Below are 21,553 nucleotides of genomic sequence, written 5' to 3' on the forward strand. Positions count from 1 at the left end.
GGTCGTCTGCTGTCGTTGGGTGCCGATCAAGCGTGATGGAGAATGTGAGCACGGGCAAGGAACAGATACTCGGTCCTGTTCATGGGCCGGCGTTAGGGCGGAGGGAGGGATCGCATGGCTGCTTCCATCGACCTGGAATACCCGTTCGCGGGCCGGTGGCTCGTACAGAACAGTCCCGCCAACCGGGTGCCCAGCCACGGTACGACCTTGTTCGCCACGTCCTACGCGATCGACTTCGTGCCCGTCGGTGACAGCGGACGCACGGCACCGGTCACGTTCGGCTCCCTCGTGCGCCCGGAACCGCCCGAGAAGTTCCCCGGCTTCGGACGCCCGATCCTGGCGCCTGTCGAGGGGGTCGTCGTTGCCGCGCACGATGCCGAGGCCGACCATGCGGCGTATCGCGGCCTGCCCTCGATCAGTTACGCGCTGACTCAGCGCCGCCGCGCCGCAGCAGGCTGGGTGGCGCTCGCCGGCAACCATGTGCTGATCGAGAGTCGTGGTGTCGTGGTCGCCCTCTGCCACCTCCAACACAGCACCGTCGAGGTTCGGCTGGGGCAACGCGTTCTGGTCGGCGACCTGCTCGGCCGCTGCGGGAACTCCGGCAACAGCACCGAGCCGCACGTTCACGTCCAAGCCATCGACAACCGTGACGTCGAGCACGCCAACGCTGTGCCCTTGACGTTCAGAGGACCTCTACCGCGCAACGGCGAGGTCATCACCGCACACGAGCCGTGATACCAGGTAGCGGGAGAGACCCTCGCCTTAGATGACAGGGGCGCCAATGCGGTTTCAGAGCTGCAGTCCATAGGCAAGCCACCGTCTGCTTCTGTCATCTCCACAGGGCGTCCACCCGATGTCGCGGTAGAAATCTTGGGCCGCCTGATTGTCCTGCCGCACCTCAAGTGTGAGCCGGTGCGTCCCCTCGGTCCGCGCGATGTCCGCGAAGGCGTAGGCCAGGGTGCGGCCCAGGCCACGGCGCTGTGCACCTTGCGCCACCACCAGGTGATGGAGCACTCCGACCCTTTCTGCAGGTCCTGTGGTTTGGCGGCTCGCACGCGCGCGCTCGAATCCGGCCGTCAGCCGTGACCTGGTCCGAAGTGACGCAACTCGGCAGTGAGTGAACTCGTCGACCGTGCCCACGAGATACCCGACCAGTGCGCCCCTGCACTCCCCGACCAGTGCCACGGCCGCCGGACTGCCGACGAAGGTCTGGTAGTGGCGTTCAAGACGGCGTCCATCGAGATCACCAAGGAAGCCACGACGTAGGTACCGGCGATGCAGGCTGGCGACCACGGGAACATCGCCGGGCTCCATCACCCGCAGCATCGCCATGGGCTCTTCCGGCCCGGGCGCTCCTGTCATCATCCGCGAGACCACCGCCAGAGAACGACCGCTCCACGTACTACTATCCGCCATAGTAGACGGGTTCGGATCCGAACAACCACGCCCTGACGCAGCCGTGCCCATGCGAACCCAGACGGGCAATGTTGATGTGCAGCCTCAGCCGTTGCGATAGACGGCACTGAAGGTGCGGCCGCCGTCACGTGATTGGTGAACGGTGCCGTCTTCGATCACCGCAAGCAGCCGGCGTTCGTCGACCGCGGTGAACGCGGTTGCCTGGCCGCCTGGAACCTGGCCTCGCCGCTCCCAGCCTCCAGCGCTTCGGCTTGCCAGGATCCGTCCGTCGGGGGTGACACCTAGCAGGGTCCCGGCCGTGGGGGAGTCGACGTGGGTCAGCAGCGGCGCCCCTGCCACCGGCTTGAAGGCGGCTGCGGAGTCGTCACTGACCTGGAGTCCTTGCGGGGTGGTCGCGTACACCTTTTCGGGACGGTCCTTGTGCGCAGCCAGATCGATCAGCTCCATACCGGCGCCGAGCGTCCACGTTCGTCCGCCATCCCGGCTGAATCGGACCTTGGCCGTCTGGCTGTCGTAGGCATAGAGGTAGTCGCCGGCGGGCTGCAGGGAATGGAAGTCGGCCTTCCCCGCCTCAGAGACCGAGGACCAGGTTCTACCGGCGTCGGTCGAACGTATGAGACCGAGGTGAGGAGAGACGCCGGGGCCGATGTCCGCCGCCGAGGGATGGCCGCTGGCCAGGAACGTCTTCGGCCCGACGATCGTGAAGCCCATCGTGTCCTGCACCCGTCCGGCCACCCGATCAGCGCGCGCCGCATTGACGATCTTGAACACGCCGTAGTGTGCGGCGATGTACACCGCCCCGTCCGACGGGTCGACACCGACACCGTGAACGTGTCCTGTTCCTGGGTCGGCCGCACCCGGTGTTCTCGGCGGCGGGTCGCCGCCACAGGCCGTCAGCGCGATGGCGAGCGCGACCAAGACGGCCGTCCCGGCCGCCGTACGGCCGCGAAGGGACGTCGGATGGGTGTGCATCGGATCCCCCGGAAGCCTGAAGAGTTCGAAGAGAGCAGGTTCACCGGGTAATCGGCTCGACGACGAACCGGCCGCAGCGAAGCATAATACTAAACATCATAGTAATCATCGGGCGAGGAGGTGTCCTGAAGCCCGGCGAGGGCGACTGCACCGCCCGAGGCCCGGCGCCGAGGATGGGCGCCGGGCCTGCTCATCTATCCGCGAACGTGCTGCGGGCTCTGGTTAAGGGTTGGCGGTCTGGACCTCCCGCTTGACCTGGGCGCCGGTCGTCGGAGCGGAGTCGATCGGCTCTCCCTTGAGTGCCTTGAAGCGGCGCAGGCGGAGGCTGTTGGTGACGACGAAGACCGAGGAGAACGCCATCGCGCCACCGGCGATCATCGGGCTGAGCAGGCCCGCGGCGGCCAGTGGCAGCGCGGCCACGTTGTAGGCGAATGCCCAGAACAGGTTGCCCTTGATCGTGGCCAGCGTGCGCCGCGAGAGCCGGATGGCGTCCGCGGCGGCGCGCAGGTCACCGCTGATCAGGGTCAGGTCGGACGCCTCGATGGCCACATCGGTGCCGGTGCCCATGGCCAAGCCGAGGTCGGCCTGGGCCAGGGCGGCGGCGTCGTTGATCCCATCCCCGACCATCGCCACGGTACGGCCTTCGGACTGCAGCCGCTTGATCACATCGACCTTGCCCTCGGGCAGGACCTCGGCGATGACCTCGTCGATCCCGACGGCGTCGGCGACGGTACGGGCCACCGCCTCGTTGTCGCCTGTCAGCAGCACCGGGCGCAGGCCCAGCGCGCGCAGCCGTTCGATCGCCTCGGGTGAGGACGGCTTGACCTGGTCGGCGACGGTGATGACCGCCTGGGCGGCGCCATCGATCCCGACCGCGACCGCGGTGTGCCCCAGCTTCTGGGCCGCGGCCATGGCCCGCTCCAGCGCGGGAGTCAGGTGCTGGGACCATTCGGCCAGCAGCCGGGGTCGGCCAACCAGGACGCCGTGACCGTTGACGATCCCCTGGACGCCCAGGCCCTCGACGTTGGCGAAGTGCTCGACCGTGGCCAGTTCCCCGGCGCGCTCGACGGCGCCCGCGGCGATGGCCTGGGCTATGGGGTGCTCGGAGGCGTTCTCCAGGCCACCCGCCAGGCGCAACACCTGCTGGATGTCGGCGCCGTCGACGGTGACGACGTCGACCATGGCCATCTGGCCGGTGGTGACGGTGCCGGTCTTGTCCAGGACGACCGTGTCGATCGCCCGGGTCGACTCCAGCACCTCCGGACCCTTGATCAGGATTCCCAGCTGGGCGCCGCGTCCCGTCCCGACCATGAGCGCGGTCGGGGTGGCCAGGCCCAGCGCGCACGGGCAGGCGATGATCAGCACGGCCACCGCGGCGGTGAACGCCGCGGCCGTGCCCGTCCCGGTGCCGAGCCAGAAGCCGAGCGTGCCCGCCGCCAGGGCAATCACGATCGGGACGAACACACCCGAGATCCGGTCCGCGAGCCGCTGCACCTTGGCCTTGCCGTTCTGGGCCTCCTCCACCAGCCGCGCCATCTGTGCCAGCTGCGTGTCGGACCCGACCCGGGTGGCGCGCACCAGCAGCCGTCCCCCGGCGTTGACGGTGGCGCCCGTCACGGCGTCACCGGGGCCGACCTCGACCGGGACGGACTCGCCCGTCAGCAGCGAGGCGTCCACCGCGGACGATCCCTCGACCACCTCGCCGTCCGTGGCGATCTTCTCGCCGGGACGGACGACGAACACGTCGCCGACCGCCAACCGCTCGACCGGGATCCGCTCCTCCCGCCCCTCGCGGAGGACGGAGACCTCCTTGGCACCCAATTCCATCAGCGCGCGCAGCGCCGACCCCGCGCGCCGCTTGGCGCGGGCCTCGAAGTACCGTCCGGCCAGGATGAACGCGATCACTCCTGCGGCCGCTTCGAGGTAGATGTTCATCGACCCGTCGCTGCGGGTCATGGAGAACTCGAACGGGTGCCGCATCCCGGGCTCACCTGCGGTTCCGAAGAACAACGCCCACAGCGACCAGCCGAACGCCGACAGGGTGCCCATCGAGACCAGCGTGTCCATGGTGGCGGCGCCGTGCCGCAGGTTCGTCCAGGCGGCCTTGTGGAACGGCCACCCCGAGTACACCACCACCGGCGCCGCCAGGGTCAGCGACAGCCACTGCCACGACTCGAACTGCCAGGCGGGCACCATGGCCATCGCGACCACCGGAACCGACAGCACGATCGCCGTCACCAGCCGCTGCCGCAACGACCGCAGCCCCGTGTCCTCCGCGGATTCCTCGGAAGCAGAACCGGGCTGGGCCTCGGGCTGGGGCGGTGGAGGCGGGGCGGCGGTGTAGCCCGCCTTCTCCACCTGCGCGATCAGATCATCGACGCTGACGCCCTCAGGGAACTCCACCCGTGCCTTCTCGGTGGCGTAGTTGACCGTCGCGTTCACGCCGTCAAGCTTGTTCAGGCGCTTCTCGATACGAGCGGCGCACGAAGCGCACGTCATCCCGCCGATCGCCAGCTCGACCCGGTCCAGCGGGTTGCCGGAAGTCATCGCTCCTCCTTCGTGTGATCGTCGTGCGGGATGTCAGTGCGGGTGTTCGCCGTGGTCGTCTTCGGCCTTGGAGGGCTCCTGGGACGGCTGGACGGCACCGCCGGCCAGCGCGGTGAACTCGGCGGTACGGACCTTCCCCTCGTGCTGGAAGTCCAGGTAGAGCCGGTACGCGCCGCTGCTGGGGGCCTCGACGAAGAAGCTGATCGACGGACCCGGCTTCGTCTTGCCGTCACCCGGCTCGCCGTCCGGGTGGACGTGCAGGTAGGCGAGATCGCGGTCCCGCAGCGCGACGAGGTGACCGTAGGCCTCCAGGTACGGTTCCAGATTGGTGACCGGCCGGCCGTCCTTGCTCACCGTCAGCGTGACCTTGCTCGACCGGCCAGGAACGAGCTGCCCGTCCAGCCTCACCTCATAGCCGTCCACCTTGGCGACCTGCTCGGCCTTCGGCAGCGCCCGCGGCCGGTACTCGCCCGGCGCAGTGACGTCGGTACCCAGGGTGAGCTGCTTCTTCACGCCCTCAGGCTGGACGTCGGCAAAGAACCGGTACGCACCCGGGTCGCCAAGCGTGAGCGGGATCGTCCAGACGCCGCCACCGGCCTCGGTGGGGTGGACGTGCTGGAAGCCCGACAGGTCGCGGCGAGCAATGATCAGGTGCAACTTCTTGCCGTGCAGCAGCGTGTACCGGGTCACCGGCTTGCCATCAGGACCGTCCACCGTGAAGCGGAAGTCGGTACGCTTCCCGGGCTCGATCGTGGTGGTCTTGGGACTGAGTGTGTAGCCGTCCTGGGACACCTGCAGACCTCCTGGCACGGCGGTTGAGGCACCGCCGCCTGCGTTCCCACCGGCTTGCTCGGTCGTGGCATGCCCGCCGGCGGAGTGCTTTGCCGTCTCGGTGGTGGCGCCGACGGGACCGGCGATCTCACCGACCCCGAAGGCGCCACCGAAGACGGCGGCCAGGCCCAGGGCGTACGCGCCAAGCTTGGTCGCGGTGTTCATTTCACGCCTTCAGTTCATATCCGGCCTCCTCGACGGCCGCCCGAACCTGGGCCTCGTCGAGGGGAGCCTCACTGGTCACGGTCACCTGGCCGGTCGCCAGGTGCACAGCCACGTCGCTCACACCGGCGACCTGGCCCACCTCCTCCTTGACCGAGTTCACGCAGTGCGCGCAGGTCATCCCAGAAACCGTGTAGGTGGCGGTGCTCATCAGCTCGTCTCCTTCATACTTACCCCTGGGGGGTATCTCTCAATCGCCCCCATAGTGCCACGGGGAGGATCCGATTGCAACCCCTACCCCCTAGGGGTTATCCAACACGTCGGCCTTGACGACATACGAGCCGGGGTGAGTCCGGACGATCGATCCGTACTCGACCAGGGCAGACAGCATCGTGAGGACGTTCGACCGAATGGTGGTCGTCAGTGCATCCCCGGCAGGCCCGCGCGACGCAGGCGCTGCGGGACGAAGGACACACCGGCGACCTCGCCTTGACCGATGCCGAACCACACCTCCCCTACAACCTGCCGCCGCTGCCCAAGAGCGCCCTGACCCGAGGGACGAACTGGGTGGGCTGGAGTTGCGTGACCGTCAGGTCATCATGATCGTCTAGGGCGGGATCCGCAGGTGCTGGAGGGGCACGGTCAACGGCCTCACATGCGGCGATCCTGTTCCGCCCTGCCAGATTCGTGACGTGCTGGAGTCTGGTGGGCGGTGGGGTCGGACGCGGAGGCCGGGCGGGTTCGGAGCAGGACGGCGATGAGAACGGCACCGAGAAGGAGGAGGGCGGCGCCGACGATCAGCGCGAAGGAGAAGCCCTCCGACGCCGAACGAGCGGGGCCGGCCGATGCGTCATGGTGACGTTCGGCCAGCGTGACTAGTACCGCCACCCCCATCGCGCCGCCGACCTGTTGCAGGGAGCTGAACAAGGCGGAGCCGAGACCGGCGTTCTCCTCGGTGGTGCCCGCGACCGCGGCCGCCGTCAAGACCGGCAGGCTCAGCCCGCATCCCAGACTCGTGACGAGCAGGCCCGGCAGCACGCCCACCACGTACGGGTCGCCCGCCGCCACGCCGGACAGTAGCAGCAGCCCAGCCGAGCTGATCAGGAATGACAGGACCAGCGCCCGGCGCACCCCCATCCTCATCATCGCGTGGGCGGAAAGCCGCATGCCCACAAGGATCCCGGCGCCGAAGGGCAGGTAGCCGACGCCAGCCTGGAACGGACCGTATCCGAGCACGGTCTGCAGGTGGATCATCAGCAGAAAGGCCATCGCATAGAAGGCCGCGGAGAACAGCAAGGTCGCGCCGTTGGCGACGGCACGCGTTCGATCGGCTAGAAACGACATCGGCACCAGCGGCTGGGCCGTCCGCGACTCCGCCAGGAGGAACACGGCGGCCAGGACGGCGGCCAGGAACAGGGGAGCGATGGCGGCAGCGTCTGCCCAACCGGATTCCCCAGCCTGGTGCAGGCCATAGACCAGGGACACCACAGCGGCGGTGCCCAGTACGGCGCCGGGCACGTCCACGCGTGCCCGGCGGCCGGCGCGACTTTCGGCGGTCAAGCGAGGCAGCAGCGCGAGGGCCACCGCCGCCACGGGCAGGTTGATCAGGAAGATCCAGCGCCAGGAGGTCAGGTCCGTCAGCACACCGGAGATCACCAGGCCCGTGGTGCCGCCCAGGCCCGCGATTGCACCCCAGAGGCCCAGTGCTCTGGCGCGTTCCCCGGTGTCCGGGAACAACAGGGTGATCATGGACAGCGCGGCAGGGCTGGCCATGGCGGCGCCCGCGCCCTGGACGAACCGCCCGGCCACGAGCTGCCAGGGCTGCTGGGCGAGCCCGCATCCCAGACTCGCCATGCCGAACAGCGCCACCCCGATGAGGAAGACGCGGCGCCGGCCGAGCAGGTCGGCCACGCGGCCGGCCAGCAACAACAGCCCGCCGAAGGCCAGGTAGTAGGCGTTGACGACCCAGGCCAGCCCCGCGTCGCTGAAGCCCAGGTCGTCGCGGAGGCTTGGGAGGGCGACGCTCACCACGGTGTCGTCCAGGACCAGCATGAACTGCACGAAGCACAGCACGACCAGCGTGGCCCGGCGACGGCCGGTGACCGCGCCGGACACCGGCGTCATGACCGGCGTCCCGTCGGTGGGAGTGGCACGTTCGTCCAGCGGTGAGGCCAAGGATCGATCAGCACCCGACGAGGCTATGCGCCGACCGGGCTGGCCACAATCCGCGATGAGGCCAGGTCATATCGCTTTGAGGACATACCCTGGAACGCATGCTCATCGAGGCCGTCGAGTCCGCCGTCCCGACCTGGGCGGGGGTGATCGTTGTCGGCCAGTTCCCGCTGGCGTCCGGGCAGTGGATCTCCCCGCACAGCCACACGCACCACCAGCTGGCGTGGACGCGCAGCGGTGTGCTCAGCATCGCCGTCGCCGACTCGTACTGGGTCCTTCCGCCCACCCGGGCCCTGTGGTTGCCGGCGGGAGTCGTCCACCGCACCGGCGCGACCCGCGACGCGGTGCTGTGCAGCCTCTACCTCGATCCGGAGCGGTGCGCTCTGGATTGGGCGGAGCCCACAGCGGTCGGCGTCGACGGGCTCCTGGCCCACCTGATCGGCTACCTCGCCCGCGAGGACCTCCCCGATGACGCGCGGCTGCGGGCCGAGGCCGTTGTGCCGGACCTGTTGCACCCTTTGCCTGCCCTGCCGATCGATGTCCCGCTTCCCGTGGACGAACGCGTGCGCGCCGTGGCCGACGCCCTGCTCGCCGACCCTTCGGACCCGCGGAGCCTTGAAGCCCACGCACGCTCTATCGGAGTGAGCCGACGCACCCTGACCCGGCTGTTCGTCCGCGACACGGGGCTGAGCTTCGACCGCTGGCGCACCCACATGCGGCTGCGAGCCGCCCTGCCCCTCCTTGCAGAAGGCCGTACGGTGTCGCAAACCGCGCACGCCGTGGGGTACGCGACCCCGAGCGCTTTCCTCGCGGCGTTCCGCCGAACCGTCGGCACCTCACCTGGGCGCTACCTCAACGGAGACGCCGTTCCCGACGTCTATCGTTAGTGCGGGCAATAGGTCGGTGCACGGCCTTGCCTGAAAATGACGGCCGAGGCGAACCAGCACAGTTTGACCAGCTCACCGGCCAGCCGGACGTCCCGGGACCTCACGGACCCGCTCCGGCCTACATGCTGTCCAGCAAACGAACATGACGGGTAATCACGTGTGCCCCCTCGCACCGCGGGACGACCCGGCCGGGCGCGGTCTGGCCGTCCCGGGGAGTTCGTCGGGCGCTCAGTGGTGGTACTGGTGGACGACCGCGTGGCCCTTGCCTCGGCCGATCATCCAGCGGTTGACGTGCTGGTCGTGCGTGCTCATCTCGAACTCCATAGTCAACTCATGCGCTCCGCGAAGGACTGGAACGGTCTCCAGCACCTACGCAATGTAGGTGATCAGCGATGTCCTCCGATGGCCCGGGGGAGCGGGGCCGGCTGCGGCGCCCAGCCTGGCGCGGCAGCCGACCTTGCCGGATTCGGGCCGCTCAGCGGGCTGTGGCTTCATCGGCAGCGCACTAGCCGCGGCGCATCAGGCGCCCGACGGCGGCCATCATCTCCTCCCTGGCCTCGCCTTCCCTGCCCTCCGTCTGCGCATCCTTCATGCAGTGACCGACGTGATCGTCCAAGAGTCCGAGGGCGACCTTGTCCAGGGCGGCCTGGATCGCGGAGATCTGGGTGAGCACGTCGATGCAGTACCGGTCCTGCTCGACCATCGACTGCACGCCACGCACCTGCCCCTCAAGACGCCGCAGCCGGTTCTGCAGCTGATCCTTGGTGGCGCTGTAACCACGCGTCGGCGCGGAACTGTTCGGCATCGTCATACCACCCAGCCTACCCCAACCCCCATGGGGTATAGATGTGCCGATCAGCCGGCTGCTCTCACACTCTCCGCCGCATCGCCCCACCATTGGCGGTCGAGCAGCGCACCAGCATCACATGAGCAGGCGGGGACCTACCGGCATGGCTCCTGCAGCGCACGCCAGGGCATCGCAGGCCGGAACGCTCGCCACCCCACCCATAGGTAGATCGCTTTTGGATTTTACCTGGAAGGATTTGGCAAACCCCCACCTCATCTCCTATCTTCCATAGTAGCCCGGCCACCATCCCACATGGCGATGGATGGCCGAACGCCTAATTCCATGGCGCCCGACGCCTGGAAGCCGGGGATCCAATTTCCGGGGTGAGTCCGCGATCCCGTGGTCGCGGTAGGGCCTTCTCCTGGTCCGAACCCGTCAGCTAACCCGGTCGGCAGTCAAGGAGAGGAGAGCCATGCCCGAGCACGTTCACCGAAGTAGTGGCCACCGTGGACGCCCGCATCGGCTGCGGACAGCGCCCTGATCGCATCACCGCGCGGTAGCGGAATCCAGCTTCTTTCTTCCCCTGCGAACTGACTTCAGTGCGCTCAGGCATGCACCCGAACCCCCGACGCTACCTCCCTTAGTCGCGGCCTGAGCGCCTCAACTCAGTGCTTCACGCGCGCCTTCGCGCAATTCACGACTTCACCACAGGCGGCGGATACCGCCTGCCCTTCGGCCTGCTCGATTCTTCGGCAGCGCCCAAGGTCCAGCGCTCGAAAGAGGCCTCATGAACTACAACGGTAAGCACCGCGACGCCGACCCTTCTGTTTCCCCTCTCTCCCGTCGGGCCGTCCTGATTGGCAGCGGCGTCCTCGCAACTGGAGCAGCTTTCGGCATGGCGGGGGCTCTGGGCCCGTCGACCGAGAGAAGCGTGCAACGGGCTGGCATGGCTTCGAACGATGCCTCCGGGGAAGACTGGCCCCGCGCTTCCCGACAACGCCGGGGTTCGGCTGCCGCGGCTCCGCTGGTCCACACGACTGAGGACTGGGGAGCACGCGAACCTGGGCGCAAGGCGACCGTGGTCTCCCACGCTCCCCGCTATATCGTGATCCACCACACCTCCACGCCCAACGTCGACGACTACTCGCTCGCCCGTGCGGAACTCCTGGCTCGCGGGATTCAGAACGCCCATATGAACGACCAGGGCTGGCCCGACACCGGCCAGCACTTCACCATCAGCCGCGGTGGCCACATCCTCGAGGGACGCCACGGCAGCCTCACGGCAGCTCGCAAGGGCGACTTCGTTATTGGGACGCACGCTCGCGAGGCCAACGACTACTCGGTGGGCATCGAATGCGAAGGTACTTACAACACCGTGCTGCCGCCCCGGAAGCTGCTCTCGTCCCTGGTACGCATGTGCGCGTGGCTGTGCGTCCAGTACGACCTGGACCCGCAGAAGGCCATCGTCCCGCACCGCAAGTTCAACGACACCGACTGCTGCGGCGACAAGTTCGCCCCCACCCTGCCCCGCTTCAGTAACGAGGTCGAGAAGGCCGTTCCCAAGCTGCTCGGCTAGGGCGAGACCATCCGTTCGGTATGCCGGAGCCAGTGGTGTCGGCTTCGCAGGTTCAGAGCAGCCGTGAGGCGCCGCTGAACTGTCCCCACCAGTACTGGGCGAGATCCACGACCTCGACATTCTTGCCGGAGCGGGGGGCGTGGACCATCTTGCCGTTGCCGATGTACATGCCGTTGTGGCCCAGGTCCGGATAGAAGAACAGGATGTCACCCGGCTGTACCTGACCGCGGGACGAGATGCGTGTCCCCATGTTGTACTGCGCGCCGGTGTAGTGCGGCAGGCTCATGCCAACCTTGGCGTACGCCCAGAGCATCAGGCCTGAGCAGTCGAAGGAGTTCGGGCCTGCCGCGCCGTACACGTACGGCTTGCCCACGCGTGACAGGGCGGCGTTCACGACGACCGCGGCCTTTCCGGATGCCGGTGACGACACCGGCGGTGCCCCGCCCGTCCCGCCGCGCGACGCCGGGATCTTGCTGATCAGTTTCTCGATCTTGGCCTTCTTGGCGGCCAGGTCCTTGGTGAGCTTCTGGATCTCGGCGGTGCGTGCGCGAGCGGCGCCGGCACTGCGCTCGTATCGCATCCGGGTGAGCGCCAGCTGGCGCAGCTGCTGGACTTGCTGCGCGGCCAGGTAGCGGGAGGCCGCCGACTGGTCCAGCGCCGCTTGGACGTCGTCCCCGGTGAAGAGGGAGACCTCGGACTCCGCTCCGGGCATCATGTACTGCGAGGCGGCCAGGGCCCCGGCCTTGAGACGTGCCGTCTCGTACTCGGCACCAGCCTGTTGCGCCTGCCGTTCCGCAGCACGCTGGGCCAGGCGCGCCTTCTTCAGCGCAAGGCGCTTCCCGTTGTACTGCTCGGTGAGGATCTCGGCCTGACGCCCCAGCTTCTCCGGATCCGGAGCGGGCGCCGCCTGGACGGCCCCAGTCGTGAGCAGACCTGATCCGGCGATGAAGACCATCACCGCGGCGCGTACCGGCATCCGATGCACGAGGTCCTCCTCAGCCTTCCCCTGCCTTGATCGAGGACAAGCTACTACAAGCCCTAGTACTAGGTGGCATCGTGCAAGAAGTCGGTAGCTGACCTGCATTTTCCCGGGTCGCCCGAAACGACGTTAAGGCGGTCAGCGGGCCGGCCCCAGGTCTCACATCGGCTGCTCGACCCCGTTCGGCAGTGAGTCCCCGGCGCCCGACGACCGTCGAGAGGTGGCCAGCGGACCCAGCTCTGCGTGCAGCGAGTCCCAGAAGGCCAGTTCCTGGTCGTCGGCGAGAGTGGAGATCCTGCTCCAGAACTCCTGGTCCTCGGCCTCCGCTGCGACGTCCGCGCTGATCGTCGGCATGGGGATCGTCCTCGCCTCGGCCTCGTCGAGATCGCCTGTCGTCATGTCGACCGGCAGGGAGACGGGCATGCGGTGGTGTTTGCCGCGCTTGCGGATGCGCACCGGCGCCTCGGTGGGTACGCGTGCCGCGGCGGCCTTGCCCGCTGAGACCGCGACGGCGCCGACCACTGCGACTCCTACCAGCCCGCCCAGGACGGTATCCTGCGTTACCACCGGTGTATCCGGCTTGGCCGGCTCGGCATGACATGTGACGGTCAGTTCGCCCACCGGCTCGGGCTTGACGCCTTGAATCCCAGGTGCCTGTGCAGCGTGCTTGGGCAAGTAGTCACGATTCGTCGCGGGCCGCTCCGACGGCAACTCCTTGCCGACGACCTTCACCTTGCCTGGGTAGCCGTACCCCACCACGGAGTCGGTGTCGCGGGTCTTGCGCTTGAGGTGAATGCCGTCGGTGTTGGCCTCGATGGTGCGGATGGTGGAGCCGTTCACCTTCTCCACGATCCCGACGTGCTGGATGGCGTCGAGATCCTTCGAGCCGGACCATGCGAAGAACACCAGCGCGCCCGGTTCGGGCTTGGTGCCCCATGCGTCCTGCTTCGGGTTAGCTGACGGGTTCGGGCCAGGAGAGCCCTACCGCGCATGGGCGGATTCACCTCAGGAACATGGGTCCCCGGCTCCCCCGGCAGGTAGGCGGCAAAGGGAGAGCTGCATGGCACGTGCCGACAGGACTCGGCGGGTGGCTCGACCTCCCGGGCGGAGGTAGATCACGAGCCAAACTACGATGGAATGGACCGCCTGACCGGGACGAGGTACGCGTACGTCGCCGCGGGCATGAGCAGCGCACTGCTGCCTCCGCATGCAGGAAGATCTCTTTCGTTCACTAAAGTACGGTTTGCCCCCACCTGGGCTCTTCTACTGAGTCAGGGTGGCACGTTGATGCGGTTCTTGACCTCACCAACGGCCTGGCGCCGCAGGCAGACCTCACCGGACCGGCATGAGCACGCCGAGCAAGGTCTTCTCCAGAATCTCGCCCACGCTCTCCGCAATCATCCGTCCGGCGGCGGCCTCGTCGGCGGCCGCATGCAGCAACGAGTAAACCGTGGTCACCAGCCAGTCGACGGGGAGGTCAGCGCGGAAGACCCCAGCTTCCCGGCCTCGGACGATAAGGCGTTCCACGTGGGCCATCGGCTCGTCGTGGTAGCGCCGCACCTCCTCGGCGGTGAGGGCGTGCTGCGCGGCGGTGTGCAGGCTGCCGAATCGGTTGAGCAGCGGCCAGCAGGTGCGGATCAGCCGGGCGAACGCCTCGGCCGGCGGCCCCTGCGCGGGCGCGGCCTCCTCGACGACGTTCGTGCCCTCGGCGATGGACGCGGCCAGGACCGCTCTTAGCAGGTCCTCACGGGAGGCGAAGTGCCCGTACAGAGTGACCCGGGCCACGTCGGCCGCCTTGGCGATGTCGCTCATACTGATGTCCGGATCGCGGGCGAAGCACTCGGTGGCCGCGGAGACGATCGCCGCGAGATTCCGCTCCGCATCCGCCCGCCTGCGCTCTCCGGCTCGCCGCCCCCGCACGTCCGCACCCTGCGCCATGAGCGCATCCTAACAAGAACCCGAACAGGCCTGTTTGAGTTAACGAGTGGGAGACTCTCACCTTCCCCCAGCGCGCAGGAGGAGCCTCACCGGGATCGGCCGATCCAGGCTGAGGACCCTCGTCACCATGCCGAACCTGTCCCCTTTTGCCCCAAGTTTCACTTCGGCCTCAAAGGTCACGATCAAGGGTCTCATCCCCGGTATCCCCGGCATCCCCGCAAAAAGCCGCGTCGGGCGGGCGTGGCGGTCATCGTTGCGCCCAATGGCGCGCAGGCGGGTGCCTGCATGGCCGTTCGATACGCCCTGCCCACCGCCCTTTCGCGCCAGTCTCGGCCACCGCAGCGAGGGGAGACCGGCCAGAACCGGAATAGATGCCCCCTAGGACGGGTTTTTGTACCTCGGACAGTGCGTTTGCCCAGGATTTGCCCTGAGCTGGATGTTTGATACTGTCTGTCCCCATCTGGTGACGCACCCCATGCGTCGCCGATACGGACGGGGGCGAACCCCTCAAGGGACGCCCCCTCCACGGTCGCGTGTGCGGAGACCATGACCCCCCGCGAACCGTCATCCATCTGATCGCATGCCGGCGGCCTGCCTGGCCGCCGGACCGCCGAGTCCTTTCAGCGCCCACGGCCCGCAGGCCTGGGCGCCTGGAGCCGGGGACCCAACTTTCTGGGGTGAATCGGCGCACGCCTGGCGTGTGCCGTAGGGCGACTTCCACGCCCGAATCCGACAGCTAACCCGGTAGGCGGCCTGGAAGGAATCAGGAGACCCCTGCCTTGTCGTTCCGTGAGAACCTCTCGTATACGACCCTGCTCGCCTCTGCCCGCGAGCGCACCACCTACCTGACCAGCCAGACCCTGTCCCTGCGCGGACGCGCCGCCGCCGGTGCGGTGGGTGCCGCCGCCCTGGGCGCGCTGACCTTCGGCTCGGCCGCCGCCGCGCTCGCCGACGCCGGCCCGCAAGAGGTGACCACCACCGCCGCCGTGGCCGGGCAGGCCGTCGGCGCAGGCAACGCCGGCGAGGCCGCCGGCCTCCGCCCCGAGCAGCTGCCCGAGAAGGGCGAGCGGCTCGCGGAGAAGACCGAGACCAAGGCCACCAAGGAGTTCGCCGGCAAGGAGGCGAACGCGGCCGAGTCCTCGACCGTCAGGTCCGCCGCCGCTGCCAATGATGTGATCGAGCTGGCCAAGGACCAGGTCGGCATCACCGAGGGCAAGGACGGCAACACCAAGTTCCACAAGTGGTACATCAGCAGCGACGCCGCCCAGCGCACCGCCGAGCGCGACGGCGGAAGCGTCTCCGACTACAAGGGTGCCCAGTGGTGCGACATGTTCATCTCCTGGGTCGGTGAGCAGACCGGTGCCAGGGGCATGGGCGCCGACGCCTACACCGTCTCCCACGCCGAGTGGTTCAAGGACAACGACCGCTGGGGCACCAAGGCCCGCCCCGGCGCCGTGGTGTTCTTCAACTTCGATGGTGACAAGAGCATCGGCTCCATCGAGCACGTCGGCCTGGTCGACAAGGTCAACGGCGACGGCACCATCAGCACCATCGAGGGCAACTCCAACGACGCCGTGGAGAAGCGGATCCGGGACAACTCCGAGGTCGTCGGCTACGGCTACCCCGAGTACCGCAAGTAAGACCCACAACGCGCGGCCCGTCCAACCAGCGCGTTGAGAACCACCCAGTGCGCCCCGCCACCAATATCGGTGGCGGGGCGCACTGCTTTCTAAGCCCTCCGGCTCGTCGACCCCACTTCCGCGCCTCGCGGCGAACGAAGAACATGAACACACCTGTTTGACTTATTACCCCCACGGGGTAGCGTAAGCCGAACAGACCTGTTCGAGTTAAGGGGACAAGGATGTCTCACCCCTCCCCCACCGCGCATGGCAAGACCGTTCCCAACGAACCTCACCCGCGTCGCTGGACGGCGCTCACCCTGATCAGCGTCGCCCAGTTCATGCTGATCCTCGACGTCACCGTCGTGAACGTCGCGCTCCCCCAGATCGGCACAGACCTGGAGCTGGGCAGGACGACCCTCACCTGGGCCGTGACCGCCTACACGCTGTTCTTCGGCGGGCTGATGCTGCTGGGCGGACGCCTCGCCGACCTCTTCGGCGCACGCCGCCTCATGCTCATCGGCCTGGCCACGTTCACCCTCGCCTCGCTGGCCACCGGCCTGGCCCAGAACTCGACTCTCCTGATCGGCGGCCGCATCGCCCAGGGCATCGGCGCAGCACTGCTGTCTCCCGCCGCCCTGTCGACCATCACCACCACCTTTCACGGCGAGGAACGCAACAAGGCGCTCGGCGTGTGGGCGGGACTGGGCGGCATCGGATTCGCGGCCGGAGTGCTGATCGGCGGCGCCCTCACGGCCGGTCCGGGATGGCGCTGGGTGTTCTTCGTCAACGTGCCGGTCGGCCTCGCCGTCCTGGCCGCCCTCCCCGCGACGGTCCCGGCCACCCACACCCCGCACGGCGCGCGTCCGCGGATCGACGTGCTGGGCGCGCTGGCCGTCACCGCCGCCACCGGATCACTCATCTACGGCCTGGTCACAGCCGGCGACAACGGCTGGGGTTCGGCCGGAACGCTGCTGCCACTGGCCGCCGCCGTGATCCTGTACGGCGCCTTCGCCCTCATCGAACGCGCGGTGCGCTCGCCGCTGATGCACGTGGAAATGCTGACGCGCCGTCCCGTGGCGGTGGGAGCCTTCCTGATGCTCGCCGGGTCCGGCCTGCTGATCTCGCTGTTCTTCCTCGGCTCCCTCTACCTGCAGCATCTGCGCCAGCTCAGCGCGCTGGAGACCGGCCTGATGTTCCTGCCCGCAGCGCTGGCCACCGGCGCCGGGGCGCACCTGGCCGGACGGCTCGTCAGCCGCATCGGCACCCGCCCCGTCGCCGCCACCGGACTGGCCCTGGTCGCGATCGGCACCGCGCTGCTCACCCAGCTCCCCGTGGACGGGAACGTCCTGCTCGGATTGCTGCCGGGCCTGGTCATCGCCGCCGCCGGAGTCGGCCCGGTCTTCGTCACCGCCACCACGTCAGCGCTGGCCTACGTCCACCACGGCGAGGAAGGGCTGGCCTCCGGGGTCATCAACACCTTCCACGAACTCGGCGGCGCGATCGGCGTGGCGACCGCCTCCACGCTCGCCGCCGCCGGCCTGACCGACGCCCCGTCCATCAACGGCTTCACCGACGCCTTCACCGCCACCGCCATCGCGGCCGCGGTGACCACCGCCCTCGCGTTCGCGATGGTCCCACCCGGCAAACCCCAGATGACCGGCACCCCGCACGCCCACTGAACACCACGATTCGGTGCCCCTTGGTGGTCGCTGCCGAGTATCGGGAGCGACCACCAAGGGACCGCCGGGCACTGCGCTACTGGGAGCCGGTGTACTCGAAGATGTAGAGCCCGTGGTCACGGTCGGAGGCGGCGACATACTCCTTGCCGCCGGACTGGAAGACGTCGACTCCCCAGAAGTTGTTGCCTCCCTGGTCGATGAAGTGTCCGACCTCGACGATCCTGTCGTTCACGATCTTGGTGACCCGGAAGCCTCCGGCGTAGTACGAGAAGTACGCCAGATCAGCCCGCTTCCGCGAAGTGGCCACCTCGTGCACGGACAGGTCGCCCGAACCGGTGGCGAACGCCGGATCGTGGGCCTGAGGCAGGGCGTAGGTGTCCAGCTCGGTCATCTTGCCCGCCTCGTTGCGGTACAGGTGGACGTACCCCCAGCCGTCGAAGAAGGAGGAGAAGGTGAGGGTGTCGCCCTTGGTGCCTAGCGCCACCGGAAGGGCGCCCGGACCCGTACCGGCCAGGCAGTCGGCGTTGTTGTAGGGCTGGTCGAAGATGGCGAAGCCCTGTCCGCGCGGCGCGACGCCGAAGGTGGGAATGTCACCCTCGACGCTCATGCCGAGCGTCTGGTCGCACGCGTCGGTTCCGGTGCGATTGAAGATCAGCACGGCGTCGTACCCGCCGGCGGCGATGACGTTGGCGACCTTGACGGTGAAGTCGCACACGCCGCGCTCGACGACCGCGATGTCGACGATGTTCGGGTCGCCCGCGGGAACCGCCGGATCGGTGTCGCACGCCTGCCCGGCGAAGACGGCCTGACCCGTGATCGTCTGTCCGTCGGCCAGCGGCCGGGTGTTGCTGCCCTGGGACGCCACGATCGTGGTGCCATCGTCGACGTTCCGCCCGCCCACACCGAACGGTCCGAAGTCCTCGTCGGCGGCGATGACGTACCGGTTGTCGAGGGTGAACTCCGACTGGTGGCCATTGCCCTCCGGTGGGACGTTCAGCCCGCTCTCGGCCGCTTCGGGGTCGGGGTTGGCGAAGTCGGTGTCACCGATGTAGGTGGCGTTGCGAGGGTCGGTCACATCGAGCTTGACGTAGCCGGCGTCCCAGTAGGACACCAGCATGACCTGCCTGCCGCCGATCTGCTTCACGACCACATCGTGGTGGAAGATCTCGGTGAGGTTGGCGGGCGCGTTCTGGACGATCTGCGGGAACCGCTCGTCGAGGTCGTACTCGGCGATGACCCTGGCCTTCTTCGGGTCGGTGATGTCGACGATGTCGGCGTCGGGCCCTTCTTCGTTGTCCACGATGACGGCATAGGCCTTGTCGCCGGCATCCCAAGCGAAGACGCTGTGGATCTCGTTGGCGTCCTTCTTGCCCTGGCCCGTCACCGTGTGGTCGCCGACGCCCTCGGCCAGCGGCGTCGGGTGGTCGGGGTTGCTGACGTCGTAGATGTTCATACCGCCGAACCCGGCGGCCGGCTTGCAGACCTCGTTGTTGCTGACAAGGACGTCGCCGTTGAACGCAGGCGTGTCGATGTGCAGCGACTGGATGCCCTCGCCCGGGTAGCTGCCCTCCTTGGCCTGGATGAAGGCGACCTCCTTCGGCGCGGCGGGGGTGCGGACGTCCACGACGTGCACCCCGTTGTACTTGCACGTCACATCGCCCCACGAGGCCAGGTAGGCGTAGCCGTTGAAGACCCCGACGTCGGCGATCTTCTCGGGCACCACGTTCTTCAGCCCCAGCTTGCTGACCAGCCGGACGTTCTCACTGCCGGCAGGCAGATGCCCGCTCTCACCCCCGTGCTGATGGTGATCGTGGGTGACCTTCGCGTTGTCGATCCCGCCGTCGTCACTGGAGGCGCCGTCATGAGCCAGACCTGTCCCGGTCAGGGCCGTCGCGGCAAGGGTCGCCGTCACGACGAAGGTCGCGGCGACCCGGTTACGGATGATGCGCATGTTCCTCCTGCAGCCGTCTGGCCGATCGTCCGGCCAGAGACGATCGCCACCCGAAAGGGGAGGTGGCGGCGCTAAGGTAAGCCGCAATTCGGCCCTTCATGGATTGCACTCATCAAATCGTAAGCAATTCGTCTCCTACGAGCTGTAGGACCGATGGAATTCGGTCGGCCAAATTCGGCCATCAGGTCGATGGATTGGTTTCTTGGCATTTCCGCTTCAACGCCGGAGTACCAATTTCCAAGGAGCACCCACCGCCGAAAAGGCGGAGCCGGTGGCCGCGCACCGCACGGCCACCGGCTCCGCCCTCGGGTCAGTGGATCATCTGCTGGGGTCGTCGGTCAGTGGGCACCCCACCCCTGGAAGACCTCCTGGGTCTGCGGGTTGGAGTGGTGCCACAGCCGAGCCCGTAGCGGCCTGCCCCGATCGTCGGTCACGGTGAAGACGTCCAGACCGCGGTTGGCGGTGGCTCCCCGGCGGTTGAGGCCGCCGTTGGCGTAGACGTGGTTGTTGTACCAGTACGTCGACCAGGAGTCGGCCGCTCCGACCGTGGTGTCCTCCGGGTCGCTGTAGGCGATCTCGGTCGGGTTGCGCGGGTCGGTGAAGTCGACGATCGAGTTGCCGCCCTGGTAGTACGCGGCGACCATCACGTACCGGTGCGGCACCGGGATGACGTTGGCGTTGTGCGAGACGCAGATCTGCGCGCCCTGGGGACGCGGGATCATGTACCGCGACAGCAGCGCTGGAGCCGGGTCCCCGGGCCTGACCAGCTTGTAGAAGTAGTAGAAGCCGTTCTCGCTCTGGCCGCCCTTCTCCTCGGCCGACCCGTCGCATTCGGCGGTGCCGCCACCGCCGGTCTCGTCCATGGTGGCGAAGTACTTGCCGTCCCAGGTGATGACCGCCGAATGCATGAACTCGAACCGGTCCTGGGCCGACGGGCTGCGCACATGCGTGTGCCGCTCCCCGTTGCCGGTCGTCGGATTGGCTGGGTTGGAGATGTCCCAGATCTGGGTGTCGCCGGCGCACGAGCCCACCGCGATGTTCCGCTTCATGAGCACCTGGATGTCATGGCAGGCCTTGAACGGCGGATTGAGCGGATCGCCGGGCACCGTACCCGGATAGACGTCGGTGTCATCGCTGAGCGCCTTCTCCCGTACCGACCAATCCCGGACATCGCGGAACGGCACGGTCACGATGGAGATCTTCTGATGCGGCGAGGCGCAACGCGGGCCCGGCCCGGTGAAGGAACCGGGAGTCACCCCACTACCCAGCGGATACGACGACACGTACAGATGCAGGCGCTGCCTACGCGGCTCAGGGATCAACGTATGCGTGTGCGACCCGCAGGCGGTCGGCATCGCGTCCAGGAACCTGGGGTTGCGCGGGTCGGTGACGTCGAACATCCGGATCCCCTCGAACCCGAACGTGGCACGCCCCGCGTCAGGGCCCGTGGTGATCAGAGGCGTGTCCACGCTGGACCCCGCCGCCGTACCGTCACAGTCGGCCTTGCTCTGCGCCCGGTCGACGGACTGGAACAGGACCAACCGGCGGCCGACCTTCCACACCGACACATCGTTCTGCGGACCATGGCAGAAGTAGTCCGACAGGACCTTCGGGCTCCTGGGATTGGAGATGTCCAGGATCCGGAAGCCGTTGTAGTTCCCGGCGAACGCCAGGTTCCCCCAGAACGCCAGGTCGGAGTTGACCACCCCGTCCTTGTCGGAATTGGCCTTCAACGTCATGTTCTCCGACGACGGGCCGGTGAAGGGCGGCAGCTCCGGCGGCCCGCTATGACTCTCGTGACTGTGGTCCTCCCCCGGGTCCGCGGCGGCGGGTAACCCTGAGGCCACCATGACGGTGGCGGCGACACCCGCGAGCAGCAGGCGCAACGAACGGCGCATCGGGGCCTCCAATCAACGCTGGTTGGACACCCTCCCCCCGGCAGGGCGGCGAGCTCCGACACTATGTCGGAGATTGATCCACGTCGATATGCCCGCCGAGTCCCGATCCGGCCACATGGATCCCCCAGTGCCGCAC

General features: G+C 68.0%; 17 protein-coding genes, 1 pseudogene and 3 riboswitches. Of the genes and pseudogenes, 6 read left to right on the top strand and 12 right to left on the bottom strand.

Annotated elements, in window-relative coordinates; all coding sequences use genetic code 11:
- The first annotated feature begins 114 nt into the window (after positions 1-114).
- On the top strand, positions 115-735 hold the full coding sequence (locus tag ACGWYJ_RS32095; protein ID WP_395110190.1) for a M23 family metallopeptidase: 621 nt from the start codon (positions 115-117) through the stop codon (positions 733-735).
- Positions 736-789: 54 nt separating this feature from the next.
- Here ACGWYJ_RS32095 and ACGWYJ_RS32100 read toward each other — a convergent pair whose 3' ends face one another.
- The 5 genes from ACGWYJ_RS32100 to ACGWYJ_RS32120 all read right to left on the bottom strand — a co-directional run bounded on the left by ACGWYJ_RS32100 (position 790) and on the right by ACGWYJ_RS32120 (position 6,139).
- Complete coding sequence (locus ACGWYJ_RS32100) at positions 790-1,332, bottom strand: GNAT family N-acetyltransferase (RefSeq protein ID WP_395110191.1); 543 nt, start codon at positions 1,330-1,332, stop codon at positions 790-792.
- A gap of 168 nt (positions 1,333-1,500) precedes the next feature.
- A complete protein-coding gene (locus ACGWYJ_RS32105; RefSeq protein ID WP_395110192.1) occupies positions 1,501-2,334 on the bottom strand; it encodes a F510_1955 family glycosylhydrolase in 834 nt (277 codons plus the stop codon).
- 276 nt (positions 2,335-2,610) lie between these two features.
- Positions 2,611-4,935, bottom strand: a complete 2,325-nt coding sequence (locus ACGWYJ_RS32110; protein WP_395110193.1) for a heavy metal translocating P-type ATPase — start codon at positions 4,933-4,935, stop codon at positions 2,611-2,613.
- Positions 4,936-4,968: 33 nt separating this feature from the next.
- Positions 4,969-5,931 (bottom strand): hypothetical protein, encoded by a 963-nt coding sequence (locus ACGWYJ_RS32115; protein WP_395110194.1) that lies wholly within the window; start codon positions 5,929-5,931, stop codon positions 4,969-4,971.
- 1 nt (position 5,932) lies between these two features.
- Positions 5,933-6,139, bottom strand: coding sequence for a heavy-metal-associated domain-containing protein (locus tag ACGWYJ_RS32120; protein ID WP_395110195.1), 207 nt, complete (start codon positions 6,137-6,139; stop codon positions 5,933-5,935).
- A 212-nt stretch (positions 6,140-6,351) separates the two neighbouring features.
- On the opposite strand from ACGWYJ_RS32120, the gene ACGWYJ_RS32125 reads away from it, so the two are divergent.
- The gene (locus ACGWYJ_RS32125) at positions 6,352-6,531 is read left to right on the top strand and encodes a hypothetical protein (protein WP_395110196.1); all 180 of its coding nucleotides are present in this window, start codon (positions 6,352-6,354) and stop codon (positions 6,529-6,531) included.
- A 48-nt stretch (positions 6,532-6,579) separates the two neighbouring features.
- Here the strand turns inward: ACGWYJ_RS32125 and ACGWYJ_RS32130 are convergent, their stop codons facing one another.
- Positions 6,580-8,052 carry an MFS transporter gene (locus tag ACGWYJ_RS32130; protein ID WP_395110197.1) on the bottom strand — a complete coding sequence of 491 codons (1,473 nt, stop codon included), beginning with the start codon at positions 8,050-8,052 and terminating at the stop codon, positions 6,580-6,582.
- Positions 8,053-8,201: 149 nt separating this feature from the next.
- Between ACGWYJ_RS32130 and ACGWYJ_RS32135 the strand changes: the two genes are divergently transcribed.
- Positions 8,202-8,987 (top strand): AraC family transcriptional regulator, encoded by a 786-nt coding sequence (locus ACGWYJ_RS32135; protein ID WP_395110198.1) that lies wholly within the window; start codon positions 8,202-8,204, stop codon positions 8,985-8,987.
- 505 nt (positions 8,988-9,492) lie between these two features.
- On the opposite strand, the gene ACGWYJ_RS32140 is transcribed toward ACGWYJ_RS32135, so the two are convergent.
- Positions 9,493-9,798, bottom strand: a complete 306-nt coding sequence (locus ACGWYJ_RS32140; protein WP_395110199.1) for a metal-sensitive transcriptional regulator — start codon at positions 9,796-9,798, stop codon at positions 9,493-9,495.
- Positions 9,799-10,095: 297 nt separating this feature from the next.
- Positions 10,096-10,244: riboswitch (cyclic di-AMP (ydaO/yuaA leader) on the top strand.
- A gap of 608 nt (positions 10,245-10,852) precedes the next feature.
- On the opposite strand from ACGWYJ_RS32140, the gene ACGWYJ_RS32145 reads away from it, so the two are divergent.
- On the top strand, positions 10,853-11,350 hold the full coding sequence (locus ACGWYJ_RS32145) for a peptidoglycan recognition family protein (RefSeq protein WP_395110200.1): 498 nt from the start codon (positions 10,853-10,855) through the stop codon (positions 11,348-11,350).
- 52 nt (positions 11,351-11,402) lie between these two features.
- Here the strand turns inward: ACGWYJ_RS32145 and ACGWYJ_RS32150 are convergent, their stop codons facing one another.
- From ACGWYJ_RS32150 to ACGWYJ_RS32160, 3 genes and pseudogenes are all read right to left on the bottom strand, one after another.
- Positions 11,403-12,326, bottom strand: coding sequence for a C40 family peptidase (locus ACGWYJ_RS32150; protein ID WP_395110213.1), 924 nt, complete (start codon positions 12,324-12,326; stop codon positions 11,403-11,405).
- Positions 12,327-12,488: 162 nt separating this feature from the next.
- A pseudogene (locus tag ACGWYJ_RS32155) lies at positions 12,489-13,253 on the bottom strand (CHAP domain-containing protein); the annotation flags it as partial.
- Between the two features lie 24 nt (positions 13,254-13,277).
- Positions 13,278-13,353: riboswitch (cyclic di-AMP (ydaO/yuaA leader) on the bottom strand.
- Positions 13,354-13,661: 308 nt separating this feature from the next.
- Positions 13,662-14,267 carry a TetR/AcrR family transcriptional regulator gene (locus ACGWYJ_RS32160; protein WP_395110201.1) on the bottom strand — a complete coding sequence of 202 codons (606 nt, stop codon included), beginning with the start codon at positions 14,265-14,267 and terminating at the stop codon, positions 13,662-13,664.
- A gap of 614 nt (positions 14,268-14,881) precedes the next feature.
- Positions 14,882-15,033, top strand: a riboswitch (cyclic di-AMP (ydaO/yuaA leader).
- Positions 15,034-15,046: 13 nt separating this feature from the next.
- Here ACGWYJ_RS32160 and ACGWYJ_RS32165 point away from each other — a divergent pair.
- Together ACGWYJ_RS32165 and ACGWYJ_RS32170 are read left to right on the top strand one after the other, a co-directional pair.
- Entirely contained in the window at positions 15,047-15,907 is an 861-nt protein-coding gene (locus ACGWYJ_RS32165) for a CHAP domain-containing protein (protein ID WP_395110202.1), read from the top strand.
- 221 nt (positions 15,908-16,128) lie between these two features.
- Positions 16,129-17,568, top strand: a complete 1,440-nt coding sequence (locus ACGWYJ_RS32170; protein ID WP_395110203.1) for an MFS transporter — start codon at positions 16,129-16,131, stop codon at positions 17,566-17,568.
- A 76-nt stretch (positions 17,569-17,644) separates the two neighbouring features.
- Here the strand turns inward: ACGWYJ_RS32170 and ACGWYJ_RS32175 are convergent, their stop codons facing one another.
- Entirely contained in the window at positions 17,645-19,519 is a 1,875-nt protein-coding gene (locus ACGWYJ_RS32175; RefSeq protein ID WP_395110204.1) for a PA domain-containing protein, read from the bottom strand.
- Positions 19,520-19,857: 338 nt separating this feature from the next.
- Positions 19,858-21,417, bottom strand: coding sequence for an LVIVD repeat-containing protein (locus tag ACGWYJ_RS32180; protein ID WP_395110205.1), 1,560 nt, complete (start codon positions 21,415-21,417; stop codon positions 19,858-19,860).
- Positions 21,418-21,553 lie beyond the last annotated feature (136 nt).

Origin of the sequence: Actinomadura sp. SCN-SB, assembly GCF_043906805.1 — a bacterium.
Classification (GTDB): domain Bacteria; phylum Actinomycetota; class Actinomycetes; order Streptosporangiales; family Streptosporangiaceae; genus Spirillospora.

Excerpts from the sequence above, each read along its gene's own strand:
- ACGWYJ_RS32095 (WP_395110190.1), top strand. The coding sequence starts at position 115 with ATGGCTGCTTCCATCGACCTGGAATACCCGTTCGCGGGCCGGTGGCTC.
- ACGWYJ_RS32100 (WP_395110191.1), bottom strand. The coding sequence starts at position 1,332 with ATGGCGATGCTGCGGGTGATGGAGCCCGGCGATGTTCCCGTGGTCGCC.
- ACGWYJ_RS32110 (WP_395110193.1), bottom strand. The coding sequence starts at position 4,935 with ATGACTTCCGGCAACCCGCTGGACCGGGTCGAGCTGGCGATCGGCGGG.
- ACGWYJ_RS32115 (WP_395110194.1), bottom strand. The coding sequence starts at position 5,931 with ATGAACACCGCGACCAAGCTTGGCGCGTACGCCCTGGGCCTGGCCGCC.
- ACGWYJ_RS32120 (WP_395110195.1), bottom strand. The coding sequence starts at position 6,139 with ATGAGCACCGCCACCTACACGGTTTCTGGGATGACCTGCGCGCACTGC.
- ACGWYJ_RS32130 (WP_395110197.1), bottom strand. The coding sequence starts at position 8,052 with ATGACGCCGGTGTCCGGCGCGGTCACCGGCCGTCGCCGGGCCACGCTG.
- ACGWYJ_RS32135 (WP_395110198.1), top strand. The coding sequence starts at position 8,202 with ATGCTCATCGAGGCCGTCGAGTCCGCCGTCCCGACCTGGGCGGGGGTG.
- ACGWYJ_RS32140 (WP_395110199.1), bottom strand. The coding sequence starts at position 9,798 with ATGACGATGCCGAACAGTTCCGCGCCGACGCGTGGTTACAGCGCCACC.
- ACGWYJ_RS32150 (WP_395110213.1), bottom strand. The coding sequence starts at position 12,326 with ATGCCGGTACGCGCCGCGGTGATGGTCTTCATCGCCGGATCAGGTCTG.
- ACGWYJ_RS32160 (WP_395110201.1), bottom strand. The coding sequence starts at position 14,267 with ATGGCGCAGGGTGCGGACGTGCGGGGGCGGCGAGCCGGAGAGCGCAGG.
- ACGWYJ_RS32170 (WP_395110203.1), top strand. The coding sequence starts at position 16,129 with ATGTCTCACCCCTCCCCCACCGCGCATGGCAAGACCGTTCCCAACGAA.
- ACGWYJ_RS32175 (WP_395110204.1), bottom strand. The coding sequence starts at position 19,519 with ATGCGCATCATCCGTAACCGGGTCGCCGCGACCTTCGTCGTGACGGCG.
- ACGWYJ_RS32180 (WP_395110205.1), bottom strand. The coding sequence starts at position 21,417 with ATGCGCCGTTCGTTGCGCCTGCTGCTCGCGGGTGTCGCCGCCACCGTC.